We start from the raw sequence: 22,830 nt of genomic DNA, 5'->3' as shown, positions 1-22,830 counted from the left end.
GCCTTGACTAGTGGGGGGAAGGAATGTGAAGATTTGTCACGCTGCGCTGATCGGAATCGGAGGATTTGGCGTTGAGCATGTCAATATGATGCAGAAGCTGGCCGAAGAGGGTAGCCTGCAAGTTGTTGCTTTTACAGAGCCGAATGTCGACGCTCATCAGGAGTCTTATAATAAGCTGACCGCACTGGGGGTTGTTCATTACACGAATCATGTAGAGATGCTCACGCACCATCCGGACATTGACTTTGTCACGATTGCTACGCCCATCGCCACCCACAAGCCGATGTGTATTCAGGCGATGCAGATGGGGTTCCATGTTCTGGTGGAGAAGCCCCCGGCAATTACAATTCAAGACCTGGACGAGATGATTGCCGTGCAGCGGGAGACGGGCCGCTTGTGTCAGGTGAACTTCCAGAATACTTCGGGTCAGGCGTTCAGGTCGCTGCTGGAGAAGCTTGGCTCCGGCGCACTTGGGCAAGTGGAGCATGTAGTTGGCATTGGAAGGTGGAAGCGGTCTCGCGCCTACTATGATCGGACCCGCTGGGCAGGCAAGCTGGTGAACGATGGCCAGTATGTGCTGGATGGGACGTTCAACAATCCGTTTGCCCATTTACTGCATAATTGCCTGTTGGCGGCTGGAGTCGAAGGCACCCCGAATATGTATCCGCAATCGGTTCAGGCTGAGCTTTACCATGTCAACGATATTGAGGGAGACGACGTATCTTGTATTCGCGCCATTATGGATAATGGGATCGGGGTTCATTTCTACGCTATGCTGTGCTACGAAGGGAGCGAGGAGCCGTCCATTGCCGTGTACGGAACGGAAGGGGAAGCGCATTGGAATTACGAGAACAAGTTGACCCTTCGTACACGCAAAGGCGAGGAAGAATTGGCGTTTGGTCCCGTTGATTTAATTCACAACATGTATGCGAACCTGATAGATGCCATCGAGAACCCGGGTAAGCCGCTCTTCTCACCACTGGAGGCATGTCGAAGCTTTGTACTCGTCTCCAACGGCACTTATGAATCGGCCCGTGTGGTGCATGCTATTCCCGGCAAGTTCATGATTGAGCAACCTGCTGGAAAATCTACGGTGCGTTTACTGCCGGACTTGTCTGAGAAAATGGAGGACGTGGCGGCCAGGCGGCAACTATACAGCGAATATCCTTTCCCCTGGGCGGAGCCGTCCCATCCATTTCCGATGAAGGGCTACCAGCGATTCAAGCTTCCTGCTGACATGATGCAGACTTGATCGTATTTTGATTCATACCCAGCAAATACCACCTTCTGCAAGTTTAGTCCTGCTACTGACGGGGTAATGGAAGGATGTACACCACTTCGCAGAAAGGCGGGATTAATATGTTATGGACTTTATTCGGTATCCTGATTGCGATCTGGCTGCTGGGCTTCATTTTGGACGTCATGGGCGGTTTTATTCATATCGTTCTTGTCATCGCGGCAATCGTAATGGTTATTAACTTTATTCGTGGCCGGGGCCGCGCATAGTTCTGTATGATCGTATGAATTTTAACTCCAAAAAAGCCCTGGAAGCCGGGTTCTCGGATGATTTCCGAATCCCCGGCCTCCAGGGCTTTGCACTGTCTATTGATATACCCACGGGGTAATAGTTATACTCCATTATTTGTATTATTAGTGCAAATGCACAATAAGATTCATCGGAATTTCAATTGTTTAAGTCTCGCAATCGAAATATAATGAAACCGTATTCATCAATAGGCAGACAAGAGGTGTAAGGAGGAGTTCTTAACGAGGCGACGCCGAAATGGCGGATCATAGAAGCCTATTATGTGAATAATAGAACATGCTTTGTAAGCGGATTTATCCGGCTACAAGCATGGTGCAGCAAAGAGAAGAGTCTATCTTGAGGAGGATGTTCAACAATGAACGCATTAGACATAAGCTGGTTTGGTGCCTTATCCGGTCTGGCAATAGCCATTGTGTTGATATTATTGAGATTGGCACCAACCTATGCCTTGATCTTGGGGGCTATCGTTGGTGGCTTCATTGGCGGAGCCAATTTTACAGAAGTTATTCAGATTTTGATTTCCGGAACGCAAAGCGTTCAAGGAACCGTAATACGGATTATTGCTGCGGGCGTATTTGCCGGAGTCATGATGGAGTCGGGAGCGGCGGAGACCATTGCGAAGGTCATTGTAGACAAGCTAGGCGGAACGAAGGCCATGCTGTCCCTCGCTCTGGCGACGATGATTATCACAGCGGTCGGGGTATTTATTCCGGTTGCTGTACTGATCGTGGCGCCGATCGCCTTGTCTGTTGGTAACAAGATGGGGTACTCCAAAGTTGCTTTGTTGATCGCCTTATCCGGCGGCGGTAAAGCGGGTAATATCATTTCCCCCAACCCAAACACGATTGCGGCTGCAGGTGGATTTGGTCTGGATGTGAACCAGGTTATGATCGGCGGACTGGTTCCGGCTTTGATTGGACTGGCCGTAGCCGTAGTTATCGCATCTTTTATGAAGTACAAGGGAACAAAAGTGACGGATGCGGAAGCTGCTGAATTGGAAAAGACTAATTCTACGAACCTTCCACCGCTGTCCAAAGCATTGGTTACACCCGTTATTGCGGTTGTCCTCTTGATGATTAGCCCACTGGGCGCGATGCTCGGTATTGATTTCCTGGCTTCGCTGAAGATTGACTCCTTGTTCATCTTGCCTTTTGCCGGGATCGTAGGCTCACTGGCGCTGGGCCGGAAGAACAAAATGATCGAATATTGTGCCGCGGGTCTCAACCGAATGACACCAACGATTCTGATTATTATCGGTGCAGGCGCTATTGGCGGCTTGATTACGGCTTCAACGCTACCGGCAGAAGTGGTTGCCCTGGTTGAATCCTCGGGTCTTTCCGGTACGTTCCTGGCTCCAATTGCGGGTATCTTGATGGCCGGAGCTACGGCTTCGACATCGACAGGCGTTATTTTGGCGACGGGCTCCTTCTCGGATGCTATTATCAATACAGGTGTTGCCCCACTCGCAGCAGCGGTTATGGTTCATAGTGGTGCTACGGTGATTGACCACTTGCCGCACGGCACGTACTTCCACGTTACTCGTAATGCCATGGCGATGACCATGAAGGATAGAATGAGAGTGGCTCTCTTTGAGAGCGTGGTTGGGCTTACGATGACGATAGTGGCAATCATTCTATACGGCTTCATTTTATAGCATAAGCTTTGGTGCTGAGAATCTGACTTTTTGAACATTCATTCTATAAAAAAAGAAACGAGGAATTTGAGATGAGCAAAGTGTTTGTGTTGGCACCCGATTCATTCAAAGAGAGCATGACGGCGAAGGAAGTATGCGAAGCCATGGAACTCGGTATCAAGCGGGCAATTCCGGATGCCAAATGCATTCATGTCCCAATGGCTGACGGGGGAGAGGGCACTGTCCAATCACTGGTTGATGCTACCGGCGGCAGCTTGATTGAGAAAGAAGTGACGGGTCCACTTGGCACGCCGGTACTCGCAAAATACGGTATTTTGGGCGACGGCAAGACGGGCGTTATTGAGATGGCATCCGCCAGCGGAATTCATCATGTGACGAAGGACACCAAGAATCCATTAATTACAACGACGCTGGGAACCGGCGAATTAATGAGAGATTGTATAGAGCGAGGCATTACTAACATTATCCTCGGCATTGGCGGCAGCGCGACGAATGACGGCGGAGCCGGAATGGCCCGAGCCCTGGGCTACAGCTTCCTTGATCAGGACGGAAAGGAACTGCCACTCGGCGGCGGATTCCTGAATCAGTTGGATCGAATTGATACGAGCGCCGTATTGCCGCAATTAAAAGACGTGAGCATTCTGGTCGCTTCGGATGTCACGAACCCTTTGTGCGGAGAACGTGGTGCTTCGGCGGTATTCGGACCGCAGAAAGGCGCTACGCCTGAGATGGTGGCAACGCTTGATAACAATTTGCGCCATTATGGCGGCATTATCAAGAAGCAGCTTGGTATCGAAGTAATAGATGTACCCGGTGCGGGCGGTGCAGGTGGACTTGGCGGTGGATTGCTTGCCTTCACCAAGGCGACTATGAGAAGAGGCATCGAGATTGTCATCGAATATACGGGGCTTGAAGAGCAGCTCAAACAGGCGGATTACTGCATCACGGGAGAAGGCGGAATTGACTTCCAGACGAAGTTTGGCAAAGCCCCTTATGGTGTGGCTCAAGCGGCCAAGAGAGTGAATAAGGAAATGAAAGTCGTTGCCTTGGCTGGTCATGTAGGCCAGGATGTTGAGACGCTTTACGACGAGGGGTTTGATGCCATCTTTGGTATCGTGCCTGGCGCAGCACAGCTTGAAACCTTGCTTGCTCAAGGCAAAGAGAATGTGGCCCGTACCTCGGAGAGTGTGGCTCGCCTGTTAAGTTAACGCTATTGAAAAAAGGATGTCCCGTAGCCTGAGGTCAAATCAGGAGGGGCATCCTTTCTTCATAGAGGTACTTTTTTATGGAATCCGATAGACTAACATGAAGATAAGCTCCACCAAATCCATCACGTTTTTGGGGTCTTTGCCGGTGATGGCCTGGATCTTGTTCAACCGATATTGCAGCGTATTTCTATGGAGCATCAATAGATTGGCCGTTTCATTCGCGTTGAGATTGCAGTTCACATAAGCTTGCAGTGTTTTGACCAGCTCTTCATTTTGTTCAAGCAAATGAGCTAGCCGCTCCGCCCTGGGATCATTCCTTAGCAGCTTGGATGTATCGGCGATAAACTCACATTGCGCATAATAAATCGTTTTTTCGGTAGAATAAACGCCTTTTAATACGCGTAGCGCAGCCTTGGTCTGTACATATCCCTCCGAAATTGTGGGATTCCACTTGCTGACGACAATATGAGCCGCTGGATATTGCCTCTTGATGGAGCCCAGCACAGCTTCGGTGTCCTTGGCTCTCTGGACGACAAAGAAAAGGGAATAGCCCGGCCCGTTAAAAGAAGGAACGTTCTTGATCAAGCTTTCGCTAATCTCCTGGGGGAACTCGGCGTAAATGATCTGCGATGGATTGGCCAGTTGGATCCCATAGGCCGCTGCCTGATCGGTCAGTTCTTTGGAGTACACTGTATCTGACTGCACGATCGTATTGAAGAACTCCTGCTTCAGGTGCTCCTCCAGTTTTTCTTTTTCCAAGGCCCTGCTTTGCTCAATTAACAAGATAACAGTTGTCTTGACGAGATTGCCGAAGGGGCGTGTCTCTTCAATCTCTCCGCTAATTCCTACCACGCCGACAATGATGCCGCCTAGCTCAATAGGAAGATTAATTCCCTTCTTCACAAACTCTTCGTCGCTATGAATTTCCACTATCTTCTGTTGTTTGATGGCTTCCGCCGCACCATAGTGCAATGTTCCGACCCGGGCCTTATTGCCGCTTCCGATAATAATGCCGTTCCGGTCCATAATGTTAATATTATAGGGGATATCCTTCATCATTTTATTCACGATATTCTGAGCTTGATGACGTGTCAGTTCAAACATAGTTGATCGCGCTCCTTAACATGGCATATCATCTAATTGTAAGCGTAATCAAAAATTTGGTCAATGCACAAAATTTGTGCAAAAGAACAAAGGGGCCATCTTTGACTTTATTCCGTACTCGTATTAACGTTGAATAAACACTCCGATGCTCAGAAGTGGTAACCAAATTGTCGGAGGAAGAAGCAATGGAGGAGAAGACTTGCACACAAAAGAGAGCTTGATAAAACAACTAGAAGCATTAGGCATTCATAGCGAAGGAACGGTATTGATCCATTCTTCCATGAAGAGCCTTGGCGAGGTGGAGGGTGGTGCCGACACAGTTTTGGATGCGTTTACCTCATATATGAAGGATGGGTTGTTGATATTACCGACCCATACTTGGTCTTATATCAACGCGGAAAATCCGAAGTTTGACGTGCAGCAATCCAAGGTTTGTGTGGGCATTCTGCCGGAGCTGTTCCGTCATAGACCGGGCGTTGTCCGCTCCTGGCATCCGACGCATTCCGTGGCAGCCTTGGGCCGCGATGCTGTTGAGTTCACACGGGACGATCACCATTTTGATACGCCTTGCGCAAGGGGATCGGCATGGGGTAAGCTGCTGGATCGTCAGGCGACTATTTTGCTCGTCGGCGTTGACTTGAAGCGGAATACGTTTATTCATGGGATTGAAGAGTGGGTGAATATTCCCGGTCGATTAACGGATGATCCGGAGATGCTTTATACCATTACCCCGGGCGGAACGGAAATCGAGGTGCCTTCGCGCAGGCATTGTGGCTTGCCGTGGTCGGAGCACTTCTGGAAGGTGGATGAGGTATTAATCAGCCGAGGGGCCATGCGTATGGGGCAACTGGGTGATGCTGTCGTTAGAGTATGTGATGCTGCCGCCATAACGGCTATCCTGACAGAAATGCTGGAAGACGACCCGGATTTGTTCTCGGATAATGAGCCGTTGAAGGATCAAGGTCGCTGGATGGCAGGGGCAAGTCAGTTATAGTTGGACGTCAAAAAAAACAAACCGCAGAAAGCTCTCATTCAGAGGGCTTCTGCGGTTTGTCCTGTTTAAATAGTTACGAAGCGGGTGTTCCTTGGGTTACCCCGTGAACATAAGTTTGCCAAGGTGTATCCAGAGCGCCTTGCCCTGGGTTGTAGGTGAAGAAATACTCCACCGTATCTCCTTGCTGCAGGCCTGGAACAGGGTAAGTGTAATTTCCATTACCGTCCGTATGCATGGCTACATTAAGCTGACCCCCGTTATTGATCTTATAATGCAGATCGGCGAAGGTCGCACCGTTCACGTAGAAGAGCAAGTCATTGCCTGTCTTCTTCAAGCCGCGAATTTCGTCCCCGATGATGATCACCGTGGAGGGCGGCGGGGTTACCGTAATGGTGCTTACCGCTGTTTTGCCGCCATCAGCGGTCGTGGCTGTAACGGTTGTTGTGCCTGGCGCAATGCCGGTTACAGTCCCGCTCGCATTAACCGATGCGATGCCGGAGTCAGCTACAGACCAGGTCACTTGCTTGTTGGTGGCATTAGAGGGAGCTACATTCGCGGATAGCTGAACACTTTGTCCAACTTCCACCCCAGTGGATGCGGGAGTTACCGTAACGCCGCTAACCGCTACATCACCAGGCTCTCCCGGAGTACCAGGATTGGTTCCTCCTCCTTGGTCACCATCCTTGTATACCCGAACGTAGTCAACCTGCATGGTTGCAGGGATGTCGCCAGGTCCAGGTGTCAGGCCACCGTCAAAGTTGCCGCCAATGGCCAGGTTCAAAATCAGGTAGAATGGCTCGTCAAACGGTGCATTTGGATTATTAGGAGCTGCTGTAGAGAACCATTGCTCGTTAGTGGCTTTATAGAAGAACTTGCCGTCTACATACCATTTAATATTATCTTCTTCCCAAACGACCGAATACACATGGTAATCGTTAGCGTAGGTTTGTCCACTTGGGAACTGATATTCCCCGCCAATATACTGGTTGGCCGGCCATTGTCCGCCATAGTGGATGGCTCCGCTCGTCACGCCGGGCAGGCGGCCTCTTGCTTCCATAATATCAATCTCGCCGGATGCTGCCCAGGTTCCGTAAGGGGAATTCTGCGGAAGCATCCAGAAGGCTGGCCAGATTCCATTGCCTGTCGGCAGCTTGGCTCTCATATCCACTCGGCCATAGGTGAGAGTGAAGTGGTCCTTCGTATTCACTTTACCCGATGAATATTGCGCATAACGATTCGGGTCTTGCGGGAACGACTTAGGATCGTTGATAGCCCGCAAATTCAAGTTACCATCCTGAACAAAGACGTTCTGCGAACTGTTTGTATAATGCTGCAACTCGTTGTTACCCCAACCCCAAGTGCCTGGGTCATCATTCAAATAGTAACCTTGTTCATAGTTCCATTTGTTCGTATCCAGGGTGGATTGATTGAATTCATCCTGGAAGATCAGATTGTAACCCTCGATATTCGGGTTGCCTGGTGTGCCGACCGGAATATCTACCTGGTCCTCGATGTCCGGACGTGGAGCATTAGGATTACCAATAAAAGTATATTGAACATAATTGCTACCCACATCTCCGCCAGCTTGTCCATTTAGCGGATAGCCAACACGGAATTGCATATCTTCTTGAATCGGTTGGAACCACAGTCCGTAAATATAATCGGCCCAATAACCCCATTGGTTGGCAGGGGACATATTATTGTAGCCATTCGCTTGATAGGAGAAGCCACTCAAGGCCGAGTTATCCATATTAACCCATTGACCATTCACATTGATTTGATAGACAAATTTGTCTAACTCCGACGCGATTGCTGCGCCTCCGTCAATTTTGGGCAGTGGAATTCCGATAGCTCCGTTGGTATCCGCTGTGAAGGACGTACCTTCATAAGGAGTCAAAATATATGAATTCCGTACCGGTTGATTGAAGGTAATGGTATAGATCAGACTGGCCGAAGAGGTCTTGGATTCCAGCTTCACATTAATAGATTCCGTTACCGTGAACCAGTATCCACCACCGCCGTCGGTAAATTGTCCGAAGTTGTGGTCGTAAATCCATCCGCTTGCTGCATTGTTGTCGATATCGATCCAGGTGCTGCTATTTACCGGCTTAACGAATAACTTGAGATCATCCGCCACCGCTTCGTACGTGACAGCCGAATCATTGTTGAAGGTAGGATAAGTGAAGCCTGAGCCACCCGTGAAGCTGGCCGTCAGATCGGGCCCTTGAGTTGGCGTCATTGCCGTAATCGTCGTTTTGTTGATGTTCTGGAATTGCAGCGTATAGTCCAGAGTCACCCCGTTAGCCTTGGAATACAGTTGCACTTCTGTCGTTGCCGAGAGAATGAACCAGTATCCGGTAAAGCCGCCATCGTTCCAGTGCCCCCAGTTCTGGTTGTATACGAAGGTGCTGACGCTGTCGATGTCCACCCAACTGCCATTCACCTTCACTTTAACGCCCAAATCATCTACGACATCGCTCCATGTGGCAGAGCCTCCGTTGAAGATTGGCATAACAAAGCCATAGCTGGCTTGTCCAACTCCAGACTTAGCAATCACGGGACCGTCATTAGCCGAGAAATAACCCATTGAGGTAATGGTGCTTTCTGCGGCTGACGCTGGAGTCCCCATAACGGGCGATAAACTGACGCCGGCAATCATGACTACAGCCAGCAGCATACTCCAAACTCTTCGATTGAACCTGTTCTTCACCTGGCGAAGTTGCTTCATCCTTGATCCTCCTTTGATAGATGTAACCTGGGTAATCGCTTACATTTATATTCTATCAAATGAAATAATTGGATGAAAGGGATAAATATATATTTTTTATAAAGTAATATTATTTTGTATTTAGATACTAGTTGTTTCCAGCAATTGAATATATTATTGTAAAAGTAAGTAATTATTTGGAGGGTATTATAACATGAGAAAAACATTGTTGTTTCTAATTAGCTGTTTGCTTATTTCTATTTCGTTGACTGGTTGTTGGGGAAAATCTAATGTGGATTCCCCCCAGGTTTCTGTTCCGAGCACGAGCGTAATAGGTACCGGAGACTTGCCCGACTATGATGATTTTTTAAAACTTATGGAAGATTTTAAAAATAATATAGCTATAGATGGATTTTCATTAATTCCACCAGTTAAGACAATATTTTTAATAGAAAGAGATTTTACATTTGATAAAAAAGACACCATAACACTTGGTGGTGGAAGTGGTGATTTTAATCCTACACAGCAATTATTTATATTTGAAAAAGAGGATAAGTCTGTTCAGTTTTATGTGCGCTTCTCTTATACAGAGATAGATATGGGAAACAATTTAGTTGCTTGGGAGATTCCTGTTGGATATGAAAATGCCGATGCCGAATTGTTAAATAGAACAGATATGGCAACTTACACATACAGAAATCTGATTGTTACCATTACACAAAATGCAAAAACAAAAGCAGATAATAAAACTACTAAAGAAGTAGTAAAGTCAGTACTTAAGATATTAGATAACTATTATAGCGAATGATATTGAAATAATACCATAATAGTAATATAATGGATAAGAATTAAAAAGTTGGGAGGTAATTATTCTGAAATTAAATATTAAAAGAAAGATCGCAATTTGCACACTCGCCTTACTCACAGTGACAACCCCTAGTGCCATCATCAACGCTCAAGACAGTATACCTAACACAGTTCAGGAGTTGGCGGATTCAAAAGTTTCAAATAAAATTCCAATTCCTGAAGTTAGAGCTTGGGAAACGGATTTAAATGGAAATACCAAGGAGGTTGTTCCGCTCTCACAAAGGGTAAATCTAATGGGTCCTCCAACTAATGACGGTTTCAAGTATGTTTTTGAAACATATATACCAAGCTCCCGGGCAGTAAGAGATTGGCATTATCAAAACTTAGGAATTTATCGTTATCAAAACGCTACTAATGCTGAGGGATCAATCCAATATGAACAGCAAAGCACGACATCTGGAAAATGGAATGTTTCGACTAATATTAGTGCTAAGGCAGAATTTAAGGCACCACTCTTTGGCAAAGTTGAAGCGCAAATTGGTGGATCATGGGGTATGGAAAGAGGATGGACTAAGGGAAGGAAATATGGAGCGACTCAAAAAGTAAATCCTAACACAACAATTTATTTGACAAATTATCAGGTTGCAGCTAATACAAACGGAAAATTGCAGTGGAAAAAATACTCTCCATCCGGTTCCCAGATAGGAGTTTATGAGGAATCAGCTGGTGGGTACGTGGTATCTCTAAGCGATGTTAATATTGAAGTTACAAGAACAGAGCCCAATTAATAGGGTGAAAATAAATAAAGAGGCGCAACTGACATCTAATCAGGTTGCGCCTTTTTGTAGTGTATTCAATTAGTTTAACGCTTTTTTTATACCAATCTGCTTCATATTTACAATCCAGATGCCAGCCAGAACTAGTAGAATTCCTACTAATGTGACAAAATGGAGGCTTTCATTGAGGAATACATACCCGGAGAGGATGCCTACGACCGGAACAAGCAGTAACGATACCGATGCCTTGCTGGCTTCGGTACGGCTCAGAATTAGGTTCCACATTACAAAGGCCAAGGCGGAAGCAATAATACCAGAGAACAGAATGTAAATGATCGGCATCAAGCCCCATTGGGCGCTCCCTCTCTCGAAAGAAAGCGAAAATGCCCATAACCCCGCGGCTCCGATAGCCATTTGCCAGGTGGTGTATTGGAGAGGATCGGCGTGCTTTAATTTTATTTTGAATAGTAGATTAGCGGCTGCCCATGAAATAGCGGAGCTGAGTGCTAGCAGTACAGCCCAGAAGGAGCCTCCCGATTGAATATTCATAGCTATGAATAAGCCGGCCAATCCTACGGCAATTCCCGTCGTCTTCTGAATCGTCAGCCGTTCTCCTGGTATCCAGCGATGTGCCATGATGGATAGAAACAGCGGCATGCTATAGGTCAAGACGGAGGTCAGGCCTGCACTAACATAGTTGAGTGAAATTTGAATTGCAATATTGAAGAAAGTGGTCTGTAGCAGCCCACAGATGATGTACCATTTCATATCCGAACGCTTAGGCTTCGGGGTTTTTCGAATCAAGCACACGGCAAATAGCACGATGGCTCCGGTCAAGAATCGCAGTGCAGCGAACATTACCGGCGGGAACGCCCCATTCCCTAATTTCATAATCACAAAATTAAATCCCCAGACAAGGCATAATAAAGCCATGGCCATTCTCATATCAAGTGTTCCTTTCCCGGATGAAATCGTGTTTTTCCTTGCCCTTACTACGCTATCGATACTTTACAACGGATTGTTATTGTCGTCTAATATATAAGTGTCATGGTTCTAAGTCGATTCGCGACTTAAAAAGGTTGATTCGAAAAGCCATCTTTACCCTGGAAGGAGCTCGTCCCATGGAATTGCGCCAGATTGAATATTTCATTGCCGTGGCGGAGGAACTGCATTTTGGCCGTGCAGCCAAGCGCCTGCAGATGACCCAGCCGCCCTTGAGCCAACAGATTATACAGCTAGAGAAAGAACTTGGAGTCCTGTTATTGGAGCGATCGAAGCGGCATGTGGAACTAACGGATGCAGGAAAGGTCTTCTTGCAGGAAGCGCGTCATGCGCTTGCCCAGCTTGAACAGGCCAAAGCGGCGGCACAGAGAGCGCATATGGGAATCGAGGGCAGACTGGTGCTAGGGTTTGTCGGATCGGCATCGTATGATATTCTTCCTGTCGTTGTGCGGGCTTTTCAGGAGCAATACCCACATGTCGACTTGGTTCTTCATGAGATGCCTACACCTGTGCAAATCGAAGCCTTTCGTCGAAAAGATATCGACATCGGCTTTGTCAGAACGCCAGTCGATGACCCTCTGTTATCATTCTTGCCCGTTCATCAGGAACTGTGTGTCGCGGTTGTCCCCAAGTTGCATCCCTTGGCAGGGCACACTTGCGTGTCGATGGAAGACTTAAGAGCCGAGCAATTCATCTTGCTGGAGAGGGGGATTTGGCCGAGCTGGCATGACGATATTGTGGCGAAATGCCATCAGGCCAGCTTCAGCCCAATCATTCGTCAGAGTGTGAAGGAAATACAAACCGCGATCAGCCTTGTTGCGGCGGGGCTAGGAGTAAGCATCGTACCGAGTTCCACATCCAATTTGCATGCGCGCGACGTTGCCTATTTGGACATTGCTGGAGACGCCCCGCGCATAGATATGAGCATTGCGTGGAGAACGGATAATACATCTCCCCTTGTTCAGCAATTTATCCAGGTCGTAGCACGACTGGATTCGGCTAAGTGAAACCTATGTTATTGACAGAACGTCCGCCCGGGACTAGTATTGAAATACTTAACAGGCATTGGTAGATAAAAATTGAATAATTCGTAAGCTATGATCGCTATGGATCACACTATAGCAGGAGCAGCTTCTGGAGAGACTGCGGGGAACCGCAGCGCCGAAGGGTTCATAATCTCAGGCAAAAGGACAGAAGGGTATTAAATAAACGATGTACTATGTGTTTTATTTCACATATTAGCCTTTATTTATTATTCTTGTGACCTTGAGATTGGAGTCCCTCCAATCTCTTTTTTTATGGGCATTTTATTATTGATCTCAAGGGGGAGTCAACTGTGGCACAACAAGAATTGCAGAGAAATCTAGAGAATCGGCATGTTCAGCTCATCGCGATCGGGGGCACGATCGGGACGGGATTATTTCTGGGGTCCGGCAAAGCCATACAATTAGCAGGACCGTCTATTATATTTGCTTATCTAATTGTAGGGATTGCCATCTTCTTTGTTATGCGGGCGTTAGGGGAGCTTTTGCTCTCCAAGGCGGGCTACCAGTCCTTCACGGATATTGCCCAGGATTATCTGGGGCCTCGCGCGGCGTTCATCACCGGCTGGACCTATTGGTTCTGCTGGATTATGACCGCCATGGCTGATGTCATCGCCGTAGGGGTCTACGTCAAATATTGGTTTGATATTCCGCAGTGGATTCCGGCCCTCATCTGTCTGCTTGTTTTGCTCGTTCTGAATTTGTTAACCGTGAAGAACTTTGGTGAACTGGAGTTTTGGTTCGCCTTGATCAAGGTGGTGACCATCTTGGCCTTGATTGCCATCGGGGCTGTGCTGATCATCATCGGCTTCAAGACCGACACGGGAACGGTCAGCCTCACGAATATATGGGGTCACGGGGGCGTATTCCCTAACGGGATTACCGGATTTCTGATGTCGTTCCAAATGGTAGTATTTGCTTATGTGGGCGTGGAGCTTGTGGGGGTGTCCGCTGCCGAAACCTCTAATCCGGAGAAAAATATTCCGTCCGCCATTAATAAAATTCCATTAAGAATCTTGTTCTTCTACGTCGGTGCACTTATCGCCTTGCTGGCGATTAATCCCTGGACACAGCTTAGCGCTTTGGAAAGCCCGTTCGTTAAAACCTTCACCCTGGTAGGCATTCCGCTGGCCGCTGGTGTAATCAACTTTGTTGTATTGACCTCGGCGGCCTCGGCCTGTAACAGCGGGATGTTCTCGACCAGCCGTATTCTGTATAACCTGGGCAGGAACCAACAGGCACCAGCCAAGCTGGCGAAGCTAAACCGTAACCATGTGCCCAGCAACGCGCTTTTCATCTCTACATTGGTCTTGTCTGTAGGTGCTCTGCTTAGCAAGCTGATTCCCGAGCAGGCCTTCGGCATCGTTACAACGATTAGTGCAATCTGCTTCATTTGGGTTTGGGGTGTGATTCTTATCTGCCATATCAAGTATAAGAAAACCAAGCCTGAGCTTCACGCCAAATCGCAGTTTAAAGCGCCGTTCACGCCAGCCATCAACTATGCTGTTCTTGCGTTGTTTTCGGTCATTCTCATCATTATGTTGTTTGCCGAGGCTACTCGCCCCGCTCTTCTGCTTACGCCGCTCTGGTTCGTGCTGCTCTATCTGCTAAGTCTGCGCCGGATTTAGTCCTGTTGGCTCCGCTGTAGTATAATGGGGGAGTGTAAACCATGCATAGTATAGAGAGGAGCCAGTGGAGATGGCACAAACGTTAACAGACAAAGTGGCAATCATAACCGGTGGAGCCCGCGGAATCGGTAAGGCTACGGCGATTGCATTGGCGAAGGAAGGCGTACATGTCGGCCTGATCTCAAGAACCGAAGCATCGTTGAAGGAAGTCGCGGCGGAAATCGAAGGCTTGGGCGTGAAGGTTGCTTATGCTGCGGTAGACGTGGCTTCCAAGGAGCAGGTAGATACGGCGATTGAAGCCTTGAAGGAGAAGCTGGGACCTGCGGATATCTTGATTAACAACGCGGGGATTGCTACCTTCGGCACACTGCTGGAGATGGACCCGGAAGTATGGAAAGGCATGATCGATACAAACCTGATGGGTACATATTATGTGACTCGGGCCGTTCTGCCTCAACTGATCGCCAAGAATGGCGGCGATATCATTAACATTTCTTCGACCAACGGACTGAATGGGGCAGCTACTGCCAGTGCTTATAGTGCGTCCAAATTTGCCGTTATGGGATTTACTGAATCTTTGGCGCAGGAAGTGCGTCGCAACAATATTCGCGTGTCGGCGTTAACGCCAAGTACGGTGGCAACCGACCTCGCCTTGGATCTGAACTTGATTAAAGAGAACAGCGACTCTAAATTTATCCAACCGGAGGACTTGGCCGAGTTTATTGTCGATCAGCTTAAGCTCCACCCGCGCGTGTATGTGAAGTCGGCATCTTTTATCGCGACCAATCCTTTTTAATATGAGTTAGTCTCATATACATGAAGAAGGGCCACTCTACAAGGTGGCCCTTCTTTGTTATGCTCCCAAGTCATTTATGTTCGCTTAACGCCATTTAATGGACTAATCTAGCTCCTTCACCGTTTCCCCTGTGATCAGCACAGGCTGATAATAGTTGGAGTTGCGCAGATCCTTTTTCCCTTGCAGCTTCTTGATGACCCAATCGGCGGCATCCCGGCCCATTTGTTCCTGGGGATGCGTCAGGGTCGTCAGCTTGATTCCGGCATTCTTGGCGATATAGGAGTTGTCCTGCCCGATCAGGGACAACTCGTCTGGAATGGAAATATTCATTCGTTTGCAGGCTTGAACCACTTCAAGCCCCACTTCGTCGTTGTAGCACACGATGGCGGTCAAGCTCTCGCGATTTGCGGTGAGGAATTGCTCCAGATTTGCGGGCAACCCCTGCTTCGTCTCCGTGTTGAAGGACAAGACCTGTTCCGGGTGAAAGCGCAGCTTCGCCTCCCCAAGTGCTTTGATATATCCTTTCATCCGGTATTTCCCCTGTAAATCATCCATCTTGGCAATAATACCAATTTGGGTATGGCCCATAGCGATGAGTTCCTGGGTCGCCAGATAGCTGGACTGCACATCATCCAGACAGAAGAAGGGCACCTCAAGCTCCTCATAATAAGCATTAATCATAATGAAGGGAACATTCTGTTCCTTAAAGGATAGATAGTACGCAATGTTAGGGTTGTACAGATTGCTCTTGGTGGGCTCCACGATCAAGCCGTCCACACCATAGGACAACATCATCTCTAGCGCCTTCTTCTCCTGAGCCACATCATTATTGGTGCTGGCCAGCAGCAGGGAATAATTGTCCTCATTAAGCCGCCCCTCAATCCCGCGAATAATGGAAGGAAAGATATAGTCGGAAATATAGGTGGTAATCACGCCGATGGTGCGGTTGTTGGTATTTCCACCTGCCTTGGTGAGGTATTGATTGCTGACGTAGGTACCGGACCCCTTCTCGCTTCTTAGGAAACCTTCATTAGCTAGCTCCAATATCGCTTTGCGCACCGTTTGCCGGCTGACATTATATTTATCTTGCAACGCGGATTCGGTGGGAATCTGCTCGCCCACATTATAGGTACCGGAGAGAATTTCGCTGCGAATTTCCTCCAGGATAATCTGATATTTCGGTTTCATCCATCTTCACTTCTTTCCAGGGTAAATAGTTGTATGTACAAATTTATAGACTGAATAGGGATAGCCCTCAAGTTGATTTCATATGTATAAACATTATATAGAAATAAAAAGATTTTTCCAGTGAGATATTTGTACGTATAAATCTTGTATGTTATTGACAAATGTACGAACAAAAAACTATACTAGGGCTGTAAAAAGAAGAAAGCGCCTTCTTGAAAGGGGAGCAGATAAATATGGATCAGGCCATCAGGCAAGCGATTGAACAAGGTGAGACTTCGCTTGGGATTGAACTGGGGTCTACGCGGATCAAGGCGGTGCTGATTAACCGCCGTTTTGAGACGATCGCATCAGGAAGCTATGAATGGGAGAATCAATTGGTAGACGGGTACTGGACGTACAGTCTGGAGGATATTCTGAACGGGCTGCCCGCGGCGTACCAGGAAATGAAACAGGATATCGAGCAAAAATATAGCATCAAGCTGCGAACGGTAGGCTCCATTGGTTTCTCCGCTATGATGCATGGATATATGGCCTTTGACCGCGAGGGGGAACTGCTGGTTCCCTTCCGCACGTGGCGCAATGCCAACACTGGCGATGCGGCCAAGGCATTAACAGAACTGTTCCAGTTCAACATTCCTGAACGCTGGAGCATTGCCCATCTCTATCAGGCGATTTTGAACCAAGAGGATCATGTCCCGAGAGTCGACTTCATCACTACGCTGGCGGGATATATTCATTGGCTGCTGACTGGAGAAAAGTCGCTGGGCATCGGAGATGCATCCGGTATGTTTCCCATCGATGAGGGTGCGGGGAATTACCATGCCGGGATGGTCCAGCAGTTCGATAAGCTTGTCGCCAATCAGAGTTACCCCTGGAAGCTGGCCCAGATTCTACCTCAGGTTCGTCTTGCCGGGGAACGGGCAGGGGAGCTTACCGCTGCCGGAGCGAAGCTGCTGGACCCGGCAGGGGATTTGCTGGCAGGCATACCGCTATGTGCTCCCGAAGGGGATGCGGGAACAGGGATGGTAGCTACGAATAGCGTAAGGAAGCGGACAGGTAATATTTCCGTAGGTACATCGGTATTTGCCATGATCGTGTTAGAGAAGGACCTGACGGCCGTTTATCCCGAGATCGACATGGTGACTACACCGGATGGAAGTCCGGTGGGCATGGTACATGCCAATAACTGCTCCAGTGACATCAATGCCTGGATGGGCCTGTTCCGTGAGTTCTATGAAGCGATGGGCCAGAAGGCCAATCCGGATGAACTGTTTGGCGTCTTGTTCAACAAGGCATTGGAGGCTGATCCTGACGGAGGCGGATTGCTTAGCTACGGCTATTACTCGGGTGAGAATATTACGGGCATGTCAAAAGGCAGACCGTTGTTCGTCCGTTCCCCTGAGAGCCGGTTCAACTTGGCTAACTTTATGCGGGTGCATCTGTTCACCGCCTTCGGTGCGCTCAAGATCGGCATGGATATTCTGACCAAGAAGGAGCATGTGGCGATCGACAGCATTCTGGCTCATGGCGGATTGTTCAAGACGCCGGTTGTCGGGCAAAGAATGGTGGCCGCTGCTCTCAATGTACCGGTCTCTGTGATGGACAATGCCGGGGAAGGCGGGGCATGGGGGATGGCGATTCTGGCCTCCTATATGCTGAACCGGGGGCAAGCGGAGAATCTGGATCATTTTCTGGCAAGTGAGGTATTCAAGGACGTGGCGGGACAGCAACTACAGCCGGAAGCAGCCGATGTGAAAGGCTTTGAACTCTTCCTGGAGCGTTATACCCGGGGGCTGGCCATCGAACAAGCGGCTGTAGATCATCTGGTGGAGAACGGGAGGGCTTGACGTGTTAGAACAATTGAAGGAACAGGTATACGAGGCCAATTTGGAGTTGCCCAAGCAGGGGCTGGTGAAATTCACCTGGGGTAATGTGAGTGCCGTTGATCGCGCGAGTCGTTTGTTTGTGATCAAACCCAGCGGTGTGAGCTACGAGACGATGAAGCCTAGCGACATGGTGGTCGTTGATTTCGACGGAAACGTGGTGGAAGGAGAGCTTAGACCTTCCTCGGATACAGCAACCCATGCCGTGCTTTACAAGCATTATGAGGCAATCGGCGGCATCGTGCACACGCACTCCACCTGGGCGACCGCTTGGGCTCAAGCGGGTGTGGATCTTTCGGTGATGGGAACGACGCATGCCGATACCTTCTATGGAGCAGTGCCTTGCACCCGCTTCTTGACCCAAGCAGAAGTTGAGAGCGGTTATGAGGCGGAGACGGGACGGCTCATTATTGAGACCTTCGAGGAGCGAGGCCTGGATGTTATGGCGGTGCCCGGGGTTCTACTCAAGGGACACGCACCCTTCACCTGGGGCAAGGATGCAAAATCTGCTGTGGTGAACACCGTCATATTAGAGGAAGTCGCGAAGATGAATTTGTTAGCGCGGCAAGTGAATCCATCTGCGGAGGATCTGCCGCAGTACATTCTGGATAAGCACTATTTACGCAAGCATGGCAAGGACGCTTATTACGGACAGAAGTGACAGAAGGTATGGCTCAATCTAAAAATTAGTGTTTGACAAAAGACATCTATAGAACGGAGGGTCGTAGGGATTCTGGAGAAACGAAGTGGTCGCCTTTGCGAGTAGATTTCAACCTTATGAGAATTTATTTAATCGGGAAAATCTAGGAACAACAGCGATTGGAAGAACCCTACGAACCCGGAGGGCCTCATCGCCCACATGTCAAGCACTGCTTTCGCTGTTGAGCCGAACTTATCTAACTAAATCCAAAAGGGAAGAGGATGAATATCATGTCTACAGCCATTGCCAAGCAATTCTGGTTCGTTGTGGGATCGCAGCATTTGTACGGGGAAGAGGCTCTTGCCGAGGTGAAGGCCCATGCGCAGACGATGACTGATGCATTGAACAAAAGTGGTGTCCTGCCATATCCATTGGTTTTGCAGGATCTAGCCGTGAGCGCGGATAAGATTACCTCCATCATGAAGGAAGTTAACTATCGGGACGAAGTGGCAGGCGTGATCACTTGGATGCATACCTTCTCCCCGGCCAAGATGTGGATTCGCGGTACGAAGCTGCTGCAGAAGCCTTTGCTCCATCTGGCTACTCAATATAATGAGAGCATTCCTTGGGCGACGATTGATATGGACTTTATGAACCTGAATCAGGCGGCACACGGTGACCGTGAATATGGATTTATTAATGCCAGGTTGAACAAACAGAACAAAGTGGTGGTGGGCTATTGGGAGCGTCCAGAGGTGCAGCAGCAAATTGCTGATTGGATGGATGTAGCTGCGGCTTACAATGAAAGCTTTAACATCAAGGTAGCGCGCTTTGGCGACAATATGCGCAATGTGGGAGTCACCGAGGGCGATAAGGTTGAAGCGCAAATCCAGTTCGGCTGGACCGTGGACTATTTCGGAATCGGTGATTTGGTAGCGTACGTTAATACCGTGACGGAGGAAGACATTGACGCTTTATTTGCGGAATATGAGAAGCTGTATGATTTCGACTATGGCAACTATAGTAAGGAAGCTTGGGAAGCTAGCGTCAAGGTGCAAGCCAGCTATGAAATTGCCTTGAAACGATTCCTGGATCAGGGCGGCTACAATGCATTTACCTCCAACTTCGAGGACTTACATGGAATGAAGCAGCTTCCAGGCCTGGCCGTACAACGTCTGATGGCCCAAGGCTACGGCTTCGCCGGGGAAGGTGACTGGAAGACAGCGGCATTGGATCGCTTGCTGAAGGTGATGAGTCATAACCAAAATACTGGCTTCATGGAAGATTATACGTACGAGATGGCTGTAGGTCAGGAAGCAATCCTGCAATCTCATATGCTGGAGGTCGATCCAAGTCTGGCTAGTAACAAACCTAAGATTCTGGTATCGCCACTGGGTATTGGTGATCGTGAAGATCCGGCGCGCCTGGTGTTTGACGGTAAGGCTGGCGAAGGCGTCGTGGTATCAATGGCGGACTTCGGTACCCATTACAAGCTGCTGATTAACGAGGTGACGGCCTTTGAACCTACGGTTCCTGCCCCTCATTTACCCGTAGCTCGTGTACTGTGGCAAGTGAAGCCGAACTTCCAGGACGGGGTGAAGGCCTGGATCGAGAACGGGGGCGGGCATCATACGGTTGTGTCCCTGAATCTGACTACAGATCAAATCATTACGTATGCCAAGCTAGTGAATCTGGAGTACGTCGTAATCAAATAAAATAAGCATAACTCATTCCTAATAAATTGCATGTACAAAGAAACTGTTGACCGGGTAAATGGTGGGCTTCACTTCCATTTTCCGGCCAGCGGTTTCTTTTTTTGGTTTGATTTTACGTGAAAAAATATAACACAACAAAAAAATATCAACTCATTTATGTTAGGTTTATGTTATATAAAAAATCAGTGTTTTCAAGTTTTTCAGGACTGCATACAGTCATGGGGAACGCTTGGAAACGGCGCTGGTATTGATTTCCGGTCATGCGGCAGAGTCCATTATCCTATATAATAAAGCAAAAATAGAAACGGGGGGAGTACCTGTGGTGCGACGCTGGAATCAATTAACCTACCAGAGCAAGCTGTTTCTGTCGTTTCTTATGTTAGGTATTATCCCATCTATAGTGATTGGAACCATGGCTTATCTCAAATCGGTGGATACCTTGGAAAGGCGAGTCAGTGAAGATCTCAGGGTCATTGCCGGGCAGCTTAATGAGGCTATTCAGCGTCAGGTGGAGGATGTAGACCGCTTCAGTACCTTTCCATACTTTACCCCGGAGATTCTGGAGATTCTGGGCGAGCCGTATATGCCCCGTGAGCAGTGGAGCTACCGCGAGATTGAAACACAGCGTCAATTCGCCAAGCTGCTCGTGACTTATCCCTCGATCTCAACGACGATCCAGGGAATTCTTTTTTTCAGCGACAAGGGCAATGTGTATGGCTACCGAGTAAGTGATCGTTCATCGATCAATGAGACGGTCAGTCCTGTAGAGGAACCGTGGTACCGGGAGACACAAGAGCGCGGTGGCGGCATCGCTATTTCGGGATTGCGCATGGAACGCCAGTTCAACAGCCCTCCGTTCAACACGATCACGGCCTCGCGGGTGTTGCTGAATGATGATTTTAGCACGGCAGGGGTCATTGCAATCGATATTAATCCGGATTTTATTCAAAATATTGTCCGGTCCTTCCAGCTTGAAACGATGCATGTGCTGGTTGCCGACGAGAAGGGGGAGCTTATCTACTCGACTCAAGGCACAGACAACCGGCAGTTCCTGGATGCAGCAGCGGCTCAGGCCGAGAAGCTGGGGGCAACGAAGGGCATGATTACTGTGCCCGAACTGAGTGAGAGCCACCCGGCGGCCACGGGGGTTTACGCCTATAGCGATTATCTTGGCTGGACAACGTATCTGCTCATCGACCGGCAGGAGCTGCTGGGGGATGTAAATGTCATCCGCAACTTCACCATCATCCTGGTTGCGGTCTTTACGGTCCTAGCTGCAATTCTATCGTTGTTGCTGGCTCGCGGACTGTCGAAGCCCATCCGCCGCTTGATCTCATCTATGCGGGAGGTGGAGCTTGGTGTATTTGCTCCGCCAACGGAGCCGCTAGCCAAGGGGGAGCTTGGGCAATTGCATCTCAGCTATGTAACGATGGTGCGCCGGCTGGATATGCTGATCCAGTCCATTGAGGAGAAGGAGCGGCAGAAGCGTGAGGCGGAGCTGTATGCGCTGCGTGCCCGGATTGCCCCGCATTTCCTTTACAACACAATCAACTCTATCCGCATGCTTGCTGTGTTGCAGCAGTCGGACGCCATTGCGAAGCTACTGCTCTCGCTTGGCAAGCTGCTGCATGCCAATATGAAGCTTGATAGTGAACTGGTGCCGCTATCGGCCGAACTGGAGCTGTTGCACCACTATGTACGGCTGATGGAACTCCGCTATACGAACCGATTTCAGGTGGAGTGGCAAATACAGGAGGGGACTCCAGATGCCTTGGTGCTGCCGATGATTCTCCAGCCGTTGATGGAGAACGCGATTTTCCACGGTTCACTGAATAAGGACGGCGTGTTGCAGATTGAGGTTGGTGCAACCCTGGTGGGCGATGGCACTGAACTGGTGATCTGGATTGAAGACAACGGTCAGGGTATAGAGGCTGGTCGTGTAGCTGAATTGAATGCGGAGACGCCGAAGGCCGCTTTGCAGGAACGGGCGAGTATTGGCATGGCTAATGTGCGGGACCGTATACAGCTTCGCTTCGGCTTGCCTTATACCTTGAAGGTAGAGAGTGAGCAAGGAGCCGGTACTAGAGTAACCGTGAATGTGCCTTACCAGTCACCAAGCGGTCTGGATAGCTAGGTGCA

18 protein-coding genes and 1 riboswitch are annotated in these 22,830 nt (G+C 48.8%); of the genes, 14 read left to right on the top strand and 4 right to left on the bottom strand.

Translation table 11 applies throughout. The features are described from left to right. Positions 1-25 precede the first annotated feature (25 nt). From BN3279_RS09315 to BN3279_RS09300, 4 genes are all read left to right on the top strand, one after another. Positions 26-1,252: a Gfo/Idh/MocA family protein gene (locus BN3279_RS09315; protein ID WP_059050335.1), complete on the top strand. Its 1,227-nt coding sequence runs from the start codon at positions 26-28 to the stop codon at positions 1,250-1,252. A gap of 107 nt (positions 1,253-1,359) precedes the next feature. After that, entirely contained in the window at positions 1,360-1,506 is a 147-nt protein-coding gene (locus BN3279_RS09310) for a lmo0937 family membrane protein (RefSeq protein WP_148466822.1), read from the top strand. 395 nt (positions 1,507-1,901) lie between these two features. Beyond that, positions 1,902-3,200, top strand: coding sequence for a GntP family permease (locus BN3279_RS09305; RefSeq protein ID WP_059050333.1), 1,299 nt, complete (start codon positions 1,902-1,904; stop codon positions 3,198-3,200). A 71-nt stretch (positions 3,201-3,271) separates the two neighbouring features. Further along, a complete protein-coding gene (locus BN3279_RS09300; protein ID WP_059050332.1) occupies positions 3,272-4,408 on the top strand; it encodes a glycerate kinase family protein in 1,137 nt (378 codons plus the stop codon). Between the two features lie 75 nt (positions 4,409-4,483). Here BN3279_RS09300 and BN3279_RS09295 read toward each other — a convergent pair whose 3' ends face one another. Then, positions 4,484-5,512 carry a CdaR family transcriptional regulator gene (locus BN3279_RS09295; RefSeq protein WP_059050331.1) on the bottom strand — a complete coding sequence of 343 codons (1,029 nt, stop codon included), beginning with the start codon at positions 5,510-5,512 and terminating at the stop codon, positions 4,484-4,486. Between the two features lie 199 nt (positions 5,513-5,711). Here BN3279_RS09295 and BN3279_RS09290 point away from each other — a divergent pair, with 199 nt between their 5' ends. Continuing rightward, positions 5,712-6,506, top strand: a complete 795-nt coding sequence (locus BN3279_RS09290) for an AAC(3) family N-acetyltransferase (protein WP_059050330.1) — start codon at positions 5,712-5,714, stop codon at positions 6,504-6,506. 73 nt (positions 6,507-6,579) lie between these two features. Here the strand turns inward: BN3279_RS09290 and BN3279_RS09285 are convergent, their stop codons facing one another. After that, positions 6,580-9,234, bottom strand: a complete 2,655-nt coding sequence (locus tag BN3279_RS09285) for a family 16 glycosylhydrolase (protein ID WP_059050329.1) — start codon at positions 9,232-9,234, stop codon at positions 6,580-6,582. A 193-nt stretch (positions 9,235-9,427) separates the two neighbouring features. Here BN3279_RS09285 and BN3279_RS09280 point away from each other — a divergent pair, with 193 nt between their 5' ends. Together BN3279_RS09280 and BN3279_RS09275 are read left to right on the top strand one after the other, a co-directional pair. After that, positions 9,428-10,021 carry a hypothetical protein gene (locus BN3279_RS09280; RefSeq protein ID WP_059050328.1) on the top strand — a complete coding sequence of 198 codons (594 nt, stop codon included), beginning with the start codon at positions 9,428-9,430 and terminating at the stop codon, positions 10,019-10,021. A gap of 118 nt (positions 10,022-10,139) precedes the next feature. Then, entirely contained in the window at positions 10,140-10,808 is a 669-nt protein-coding gene (locus tag BN3279_RS09275) for a hypothetical protein (protein WP_187377756.1), read from the top strand. 69 nt (positions 10,809-10,877) lie between these two features. Here BN3279_RS09275 and BN3279_RS09270 read toward each other — a convergent pair whose 3' ends face one another. Beyond that, positions 10,878-11,729, bottom strand: a complete 852-nt coding sequence (locus tag BN3279_RS09270) for a DMT family transporter (RefSeq protein ID WP_262362533.1) — start codon at positions 11,727-11,729, stop codon at positions 10,878-10,880. A gap of 188 nt (positions 11,730-11,917) precedes the next feature. On the opposite strand from BN3279_RS09270, the gene BN3279_RS09265 reads away from it, so the two are divergent. From BN3279_RS09265 to BN3279_RS09255, 3 genes are all read left to right on the top strand, one after another. After that, the gene (locus BN3279_RS09265; protein WP_059050325.1) at positions 11,918-12,805 is read left to right on the top strand and encodes a LysR family transcriptional regulator; all 888 of its coding nucleotides are present in this window, start codon (positions 11,918-11,920) and stop codon (positions 12,803-12,805) included. Positions 12,806-12,922: 117 nt separating this feature from the next. Further along, a riboswitch (glycine riboswitch) is annotated at positions 12,923-13,002 on the top strand. 132 nt (positions 13,003-13,134) lie between these two features. Then, the gene (locus BN3279_RS09260; RefSeq protein ID WP_059050324.1) at positions 13,135-14,469 is read left to right on the top strand and encodes an amino acid permease; all 1,335 of its coding nucleotides are present in this window, start codon (positions 13,135-13,137) and stop codon (positions 14,467-14,469) included. A gap of 70 nt (positions 14,470-14,539) precedes the next feature. Continuing rightward, entirely contained in the window at positions 14,540-15,265 is a 726-nt protein-coding gene (locus BN3279_RS09255) for a 3-ketoacyl-ACP reductase (RefSeq protein WP_059050323.1), read from the top strand. Positions 15,266-15,367: 102 nt separating this feature from the next. On the opposite strand, the gene BN3279_RS09250 is transcribed toward BN3279_RS09255, so the two are convergent. Beyond that, entirely contained in the window at positions 15,368-16,453 is a 1,086-nt protein-coding gene (locus BN3279_RS09250) for a GntR family transcriptional regulator (protein ID WP_059050322.1), read from the bottom strand. A 233-nt stretch (positions 16,454-16,686) separates the two neighbouring features. Between BN3279_RS09250 and BN3279_RS09245 the strand changes: the two genes are divergently transcribed. From BN3279_RS09245 to BN3279_RS09230, 4 genes are all read left to right on the top strand, one after another. Further along, positions 16,687-18,300: a xylulokinase gene (locus BN3279_RS09245; protein WP_059050321.1), complete on the top strand. Its 1,614-nt coding sequence runs from the start codon at positions 16,687-16,689 to the stop codon at positions 18,298-18,300. A 1-nt stretch (position 18,301) separates the two neighbouring features. Further along, the gene (locus tag BN3279_RS09240) at positions 18,302-18,997 is read left to right on the top strand and encodes an L-ribulose-5-phosphate 4-epimerase (RefSeq protein WP_059050320.1); all 696 of its coding nucleotides are present in this window, start codon (positions 18,302-18,304) and stop codon (positions 18,995-18,997) included. A gap of 269 nt (positions 18,998-19,266) precedes the next feature. Next, the gene (araA, locus tag BN3279_RS09235) at positions 19,267-20,691 is read left to right on the top strand and encodes an L-arabinose isomerase (protein ID WP_059050319.1); all 1,425 of its coding nucleotides are present in this window, start codon (positions 19,267-19,269) and stop codon (positions 20,689-20,691) included. 229 nt (positions 20,692-20,920) lie between these two features. Further along, the gene (locus BN3279_RS09230) at positions 20,921-22,825 is read left to right on the top strand and encodes a cache domain-containing sensor histidine kinase (protein ID WP_232436797.1); all 1,905 of its coding nucleotides are present in this window, start codon (positions 20,921-20,923) and stop codon (positions 22,823-22,825) included. Positions 22,826-22,830: the final 5 nt, after the last annotated feature.

Source organism: Paenibacillus senegalimassiliensis (assembly GCF_001486585.1).
Classification (GTDB): Bacteria; Bacillota; Bacilli; order Paenibacillales; family Paenibacillaceae; genus Fontibacillus; species Fontibacillus senegalimassiliensis.
Note: the sequence above shows the minus strand (reverse complement) of the source record. Positions and strands in the feature narration are given on the sequence as shown.